Below are 7,113 nucleotides of genomic sequence, written 5' to 3' on the forward strand. Positions count from 1 at the left end.
CATCCGTTCGGACCAGCTCCCCCCCCTGCCGCGCCGCCTCGATCAGCCGGCGCCCGCCCCCCCCGCCCCCCCCCGGGGGGAAGGGGGGGGCGGGCGCCCCCCCCCCCACCCCCCCCCCCCCCCGGGCCCCCCCCGGGGGCGCCCCCCCCCCCCCGGGGGCCCGGGGGGGGGCGGCGGGGGGGAATGCGGGACAAACCCGGCCGCCGCTGCACTCCGCCAAATAGACGCGCCGGCCGATCCCGTCCTCGTCGGGCGACAGTTTCGCATGGCCGACGAGCCCGCCCGCCGCGCGGAGCGGCGCCACCGGCTCGACCACCGTGACCGCCTCGCCGTCGCGCCCCGGCACCTCCATGTAGAGCGGCACGATCGGCCGCGCGGCCGCCGCGGCGCGCGCCAGCGCCCCGTCCTGCGGCGAGGGATCGACGAACAGCACGTCGTACAGGATCGCACGGGGCCCCGCCGCCTGGAGCCTGTCGAGCAGCCGGGCATGGACGCTGCGCGGCCAGGGGAAGCCGCCGATGCGATGCACGCTCTCATCGTCGATGGCGACGACGATGATGTCGTCGCGCGCCGGCTGGCGCTCCAGCCAGACCAGCCGGTCATAGACGAGATTGTCCGCGCGCCGGAAAAGATCGGTCCACACCGTGAGCGCGATGCCCGCCGTCGCCAGCAGGGCGACCGCCAGCCATTCGATGAAGATCCGGCGTCCGCTGCTCAGCACGATCGCTCAGGGAGACAGGCCCCGGTCACCGGCTGGCGGGCGCGACGCGGAGTTCCTGCTGGTCCGACCATTTCGACTGGCGCCGTCCGCCCTCGATCAGGCTGCTCTCGACGCGCCAATAATAGATGCCGCCCGGCAGATCGGTGAGCACGATCTCGCTACCGGTCATCTCCGTCTGGTCGATGATCGGCACGCCGTCGGGGCTGGCGGAGATCTGGAAGCGGAAGCGGCGCTCGCCCTCGCCGCCTACCCGCCAGCGGAAGCGCAGGCAGCGCTGGACCGGGCAATCGTCGATCTCGCCGGCTTCGGCGGTGATGTTGTTCTGCCGCCGCTCGAACGACTGGACGACGGGGAAGCCCTCGATCCCCTCCTGCGACAGCGCCGTCGCGCGCGCGAAGAAGCTGCCGTTCGGAACACCGGCAAAGCCGATCTCGGGCGTCGCCGCATCATTCTCCGCAAAGGTATCGACGAAGCCCGCATCGGTGGAGAGCTGGACCCGGTAGCGCATGGCGCCCTGCAGCGGCTCCATGCGGAAGGTGACGCGCTCCTCGTCCTGCAGCCGATCGGGATCGCGGAGCGTCGGCCTGGGCAGCAGCGGGACCGGCGTGCCCGGCCCCTGGGTGGAGGCGAGAACGCCCAGGCCTGCGGGCACCGCGACCGATTTCGTGCCGCCGGCAACGGCGACCTTGCCCTCCAGCACGCTGGTGCTCGCGCCCTCGGTCCCTTCGACAAGGCTGACGCGAAACCGGGTGCCGCGGACGGCCGACACCGACAGCGGCGTGCGGACCTCGAAGCTGTCGCCGCGCCGAATCGGCTGTGCCTCGGTCTCCGAGCGTCCGCCGGTGAGCATGAACCGCTTCATCACATTGCCGGTCAGGACGACGCGGTGCAGGTCCACCACCTTGATTTGCGAGCGCGACGGCAGGGTCAGGAGCGAACTATCGGCAAGCTCAAGCGCCAGGAAGGCGTCCGCCCCCGTCCGCAGCTCCATGCCCTCGGCGACAGCCATGCCGACACGCGCCGCCGCACCGTTCACCATGGCGGCGCCGCGAAACGCGATGATCCTTGCGCCAACCGGCTGGGTGCGCAGCAAACGCACGGGCAGGCGCAGCACCGAGCCCGGGCGAAGCGCGCGCGGATTGGCGACCTTGTTGAGGCGCTGGGCGGCGAGATAATCGATGTTGCGCTTGAAGCCGCGCTTGGCGAGGCCGATCAGCGTATCGCCCTGGCGCACCGTATAGAGGACGTCATCGGTGGACTGTGTCGCCGGAACGGTCTGGGCAGAGACGGGCATGCTCGCCAGCACGGCAATGGCGGCGACCGCCGCCAGCATCCGCCGCATCACGCCACATTCTCCACCGAAGCCATGTCCATGGCTTCCAGCCGATAGCCGAAGCTGTGGACCGGCATGAGCCGATAGCCGCGCTCCGGCCGGAGGCTGAGGCGCGCGCGGAGCCTGGACACATGGACGTCGAGCGTCCGGGTCGGCAGGTCGGGATTGCGCCCCCACACGGCTTCGAGCAGGTGCGTACGGCTCATCGCGCGGTGCATGTTGCGGAACAGCGCGAGGGCGAGGCCGAATTCCTTGGTCGTCAACGTCACTTCATCTCCGCTTATGCGCACGGTCAGGGCCGAATGGTCGAAAACCGCGCCCCAGAGCTCCTCCTTGCCGCTGACCGGGACGGCGACGGGATAGGTCCGCCGGAGCAGCGCGCCCACGCGCGCCGCGAGCACGCTGGGATCCACCGGCTTCACGACATAATCGTCCGCCCCCGCCTCCAGCGCCGCGACGATATCGGCATTGTCGATCCGGCAGGTCACCATGATGACCGGAGGGCAGGGATCGAGATTCACCCGCGCCCAGCTCAGAAGCTGAAGTCCGCTGAAATCGGGCAGGTTCCAGTCCAGCAGCAGCAAGTCGAACGATTCCTGGCGAAGCGCCGTCGTGAGCGCCCGGCTGGTGGGGAAGGAATGACATGCATGCCCGGCGCTCGCCATGATCGTATCGAGCTCGGAACGAAACGCAGGATCGTCTTCAAGCACCCCCAGCCGCACGGTCAGACTCCTCCGGGCGAACAATGGCCCCGGGGAACCTAATTGGCGATCGGTTTCCATGCAATTACCGTCTGGAGAATTAGGGAAAGACCGGAGATCCGCACCATCGCCATCGCGGGATCGGCGCCTGCGGCCGAGGATGCGCCGAATCATCTGCGCTGGCCTCCCCTGCGATCCATTCCGACTTGTTCCTTTACTTGCGAATACGTGAATATATGTGTGGCGGATGTCGGCGATTGTTACGCTGGCGACCCTATCGCTTCCACACCTTCCGATCGGAGAGAAAGCGCGAAGATGACGATGTCTCGCCATAAGACAGGAGCGGCCCGATTCGGCTGTAAAAACGTGTAAAACTGACTGCGTTGTCATACCGGCAAGATCGTTTTCGACCCCGCCACACGGTCCTCCACATGCGGGTTGAGCCGAAGGACAATGTAAATTCCTGTATATTTCAGCAAATATGCAATCATCGTTGTAATCATCCATGAAATCGGCGCTTCCGTAGGGGAAGCCGCGGATTTCGTTACGCACTCAATACAATAAAACAGAGATTCACTTGGAATTTACTTCAATTTACGTTGCCAGTAACGAATTGTTTAGGAGACTATCAGCTCAATAACGGTCGCATCGCTAACACGTCTGCCCAATGGCACAGGAGAGCATGTATGCAACTGGTCGCTAAAGTCGCTTCGGACGCGAAACAACTTAAATCTGCAAAGAATCACAAGTTCTCTGGCAAGATTGCTATTTCGCCCGGCGAGCACATCGCGCTCTCCATTTCCCCCAACATGGTCACAGGCTATACCCGTGAAGGTTCGGACCTGGTTGTCCACCTCACTACTGGTGAGACGGTCCGTATCGAGAATTTCTACGCTACGTCCGACAAGCCTTCCCATCTCTATCTGGTCGATAGCGATCAGCAACTGGTCGCGGCGGAACTGAACCCCGCTTCCGACGGCATGATCTCCGCGATCTATACGCCGCAGGGTGTCGCCGCCGACTTCGCCTCCATCGGAGCCTCCGGCGGCGGGCTGGGCACGGCCGGCATCATCGGCGGAGCACTGCTCGGCGGCGGCGGCATCGCAGCCGCGGCCGGCGGGGGCGGCGGCGACAACGACACCACCGGAACGCCCGACCCGAACGACGGCCCGGTCCAGCCTGTCGACACGACGGCGCCGGGCGCCGCGACCGGCCTTGCGGTCAATGCCGCCGGTACGACGCTCACCGGCAATGCCGAACCGGGCGCCACGGTTCGAATCGATGTGAACGGCGATGGCGCCGCGGACTATACCGCTACGGTCGGTGCCGACGGGCACTTCACCGTCCCGCTCCAGCCGCCGCTGGTGAACAACGAGACGATCTCCGTCATCGTTCGCGATGCCGCCGGCAATGCGAGCCCCCCCGCCACCGTGCATGCGCCCGACGCCACGGCGCCCCAGCCCGCGACCGACGTCCAGGTGTCGCCGGACGGCACCGACGTCACCGGCACGGCGGAGCCGGGCTCCACCGTTGGCGTGGATACCAACGGCGACGGCGTTCCCGACGCCACCGCGACCGCCGGCCCCGACGGCAGCTTCACGATCCCGCTCGATCCGCCGCTCACCAATGGCGAGACCGTCACGGTGATCGTCACCGATCCCAGCGGCAACGACAGCACCCCCGTCACCGCCACCGCGCCCGACACGACTGCGCCGGCTCCCGCGAGCGACGTCTCGATCTCCCCCGACGGCACGACGCTCACCGGCACCGCGGAGCCCGGTGCCACCGTCGGCGTCGACACCAATGGCGACGGCACCCCCGACACCACCGTCACCACTGATCCCGACGGCGGCTTCACCGCTCCTCTCGATCCGCCGCTCACCAATGGCGAGACCGTCACGGTGATCGTCACCGATCCCGCCGGCAACGACAGCGCCCCCGTCACCACGACCGCACCCGACACGACGGCACCGCTCCCCGCCACCGGCCTCACCGTCTCCCCCGACGGCACCGCCCTGACCGGCACCGCCGAGCCCGGCGCCACCGTCAACGCCGACACGAACGGCGACGGCGTCGCCGATGCCACGACGACCGCCGACACCGAGGGCAATTTCTCGATCCCCCTCGATCCGCCGCTCGTGGACGGCGAGACGATCGCGATCATCGTCGTGGACGAAGCAGGCAATGCGAGCGATGCCGCGAGCGTCGTGGCACCCGATCTGATCCCGCCGCCGCCCGCCCCCGTCCTCAATCCCAGCAACGGCACCGAGATTTCCGGCACCGCCGAGCCGGGCAGCACCGTCTCGATCAGCGCGGACGGCGCTCCGCTCGGCCAGGTGACCGCCGACGCGAACGGCGACTGGACCTTTGCGCCACCTTCGCCGCTTGCCGACGGCACGGTCGTCAGCGCCGTTGCCAGCAACAGCGAAGGCGAACCCGGCCCCGCGGCGAGCGTCACGGTCGATGCCGTGGCCCCCGCGACTCCGGTGATCGACCCGAGCAACGGGGCCGAGCTTTCCGGCATCGCCGAACCCGGCAGCACCGTCACCCTCACCGACGGCAACGGTGCGCCCATCGGCACCACTACCGCGGACGGCTCAGGCAACTGGACCTTCACGCCCTCCCCCGCGCTCGCGGACGGCACGGTGGTCGACGCCACCGCCACCGACGCCGCCGGCAACGCCAGTGGACCGGCGACCGTCACGGTCGATGTCATGGCCCCCGCGACTCCGGTGATCGAACCCAGCAACGGCTCCGAGCTTTCCGGCACGGCTGAGCCCGGCAGCACTGTCGCGCTCACCGACGGCAGCGGCGCCCCGATCGGCACCGCCACCGCGGACGGCTCGGGCAACTGGACCTTCACACCCTCCCCCGCGCTTGCCGACGGCACGGTGGTCACCGCCACCGCCACCGACGCGGCCGGCAACGCCAGTGCCCCGGCAACCGTCACCGTCGATGCCGTGCCGCCCGCGGCGCCGACGATCGATCCCAGCAACGGCACCGCGCTCACCGGCACCGCCGAGCCCGGCAGCATTGTCACGCTCACCGACGGCAGCGGCAATCCCATCGCCACGGTCACGGCGGACGGCTCGGGCAACTGGGGCTTCACGCCGACGCCGGCGCTCGCCGACGGCACGGTGGTCAACGCCACCGCCACCGATGCGGCAGGCAATGCCAGCCCCGCCGCCAATGCCACTGTCGATGCGCAGGCACCGGCCGCGCCGGTGATCGATCCGAGCAACGGCATCGAGCTCACCGGCACCGCCGAGCCCGGTGCGCAAGTGGTCCTGGTCCTCGCCAACGGTACGCCGATCGGCACCGCCGCAGTCGATGCGGACGGCAACTGGACCTTCGAACCCGCCACGCCCTTGCCCGATGGAACCGTGGTCGAGGCACGCGCGATCGACCCGACCGGCAATGTCGGCCCGGCATCGGCCGCGACCATCGACGCCCAGGCACCGGCCGCTCCGGTTCTCGATCCGAGCAACGGCTCGGTCCTGACCGGCACGGCGGAGCCCGGCAGCATCGTGACCCTCACCGACGGCAGCGGCAACCCGATCGGCCAGGCGACGGCCGACAATGCCGGCGACTGGACCTTCTCGCCCTCCCCGGCGCTCGCCGACGGCACGGTGGTCGACGCCGTCGCCACCGATGCGGCGGGCAATGCCAGCACGCCCGCGACACTGACGGTCGATGCCCTCCCGCCGGCAACCCCGGTGATCGAGCCGAGCAACGGCGCCGTCCTCGCCGGCACTGCCGAGCCCGGCAGCACCGTCACGCTGACGGACGGCAACGGCGATCCGATCGGCCAGGCCGTTACCGACAGCGCCGGAAACTGGACGTTCCAGCCCGCGACGCAGCTCGCGGACGGCACCGTCGTCAACGCCACCGCCACCGATGCCGCCGGCAATGTCAGCCCCGAGGCGACGGCGACGATCGATGCGTCGCTCCCGTCGATCCCGACGATCGATCCCAGCAACGGCGCGATCGTCTCCGGCACCGCCGATCCGGGCGATACCGTGACGGTGAGCGTAGGCGGCGTCGAGATCGGACAGACGATCGCCGACGGCTCCGGCAATTGGAGCGTCACGCCCGCGACGCAGCTCGCCGACGGTACCGTCGTGAGCGCGATCGCCACCAATCCGCTGGGCGCCGACAGCGCGCCGGCGGCGATGATCGTGGACGCGGTCGCCCCCGCCGCGCCCACGATCACGCCGACCGACGGCACCGAGCTTTCGGGCACCGCGGAGCCGGGCGCGACCGTCACGCTCACCGATGGCGGCGGCAATCCGATCGGCCAGGCGACCGCCGACAGCGGCGGGCACTGGACCTTCCCGCCCTCCCCGGCGCTTGCGGAT

General features: G+C 69.3%; 4 protein-coding genes. 1 reads left to right on the forward strand and 3 read right to left on the reverse strand.

What is annotated here, in order from left to right:
• From HB724_RS19935 to HB724_RS19945, 3 genes are all read right to left on the reverse strand, one after another.
• On the reverse strand, positions 1 to 721 hold a 721-nt coding region (locus HB724_RS19935), incomplete at its 3' end, for a CHASE2 domain-containing protein (RefSeq protein WP_213982698.1).
• A 25-nt stretch (positions 722 to 746) separates the two neighbouring features.
• A complete protein-coding gene (locus HB724_RS19940; protein WP_213982699.1) occupies positions 747 to 2,063 on the reverse strand; it encodes a FecR domain-containing protein in 1,317 nt (438 codons plus the stop codon).
• Complete coding sequence (locus tag HB724_RS19945) at positions 2,063 to 2,776, reverse strand: response regulator (RefSeq protein WP_213982700.1); 714 nt, start codon at positions 2,774 to 2,776, stop codon at positions 2,063 to 2,065. The genes HB724_RS19940 and HB724_RS19945 overlap by 1 nt, the downstream gene beginning before the upstream one ends.
• A gap of 665 nt (positions 2,777 to 3,441) precedes the next feature.
• On the opposite strand from HB724_RS19945, the gene HB724_RS19950 reads away from it, so the two are divergent.
• Positions 3,442 to 7,113, forward strand: a 3,672-nt coding sequence (locus tag HB724_RS19950) for an Ig-like domain-containing protein (protein ID WP_256731642.1), incomplete at its 3' end; no start/stop codon positions are given.

This window comes from Sphingomonas sp. dw_22, from assembly GCF_018449795.1.
In the GTDB taxonomy this organism is placed as follows: domain Bacteria; phylum Pseudomonadota; class Alphaproteobacteria; order Sphingomonadales; family Sphingomonadaceae; genus Sphingomonas.

Coding starts and splice junctions, on each gene's coding strand:
- HB724_RS19940 (WP_213982699.1), bottom strand. CDS start 2,063: ATGCGGCGGATGCTGGCGGCGGTCGCCGCCATTGCCGTGCTGGCGAGC.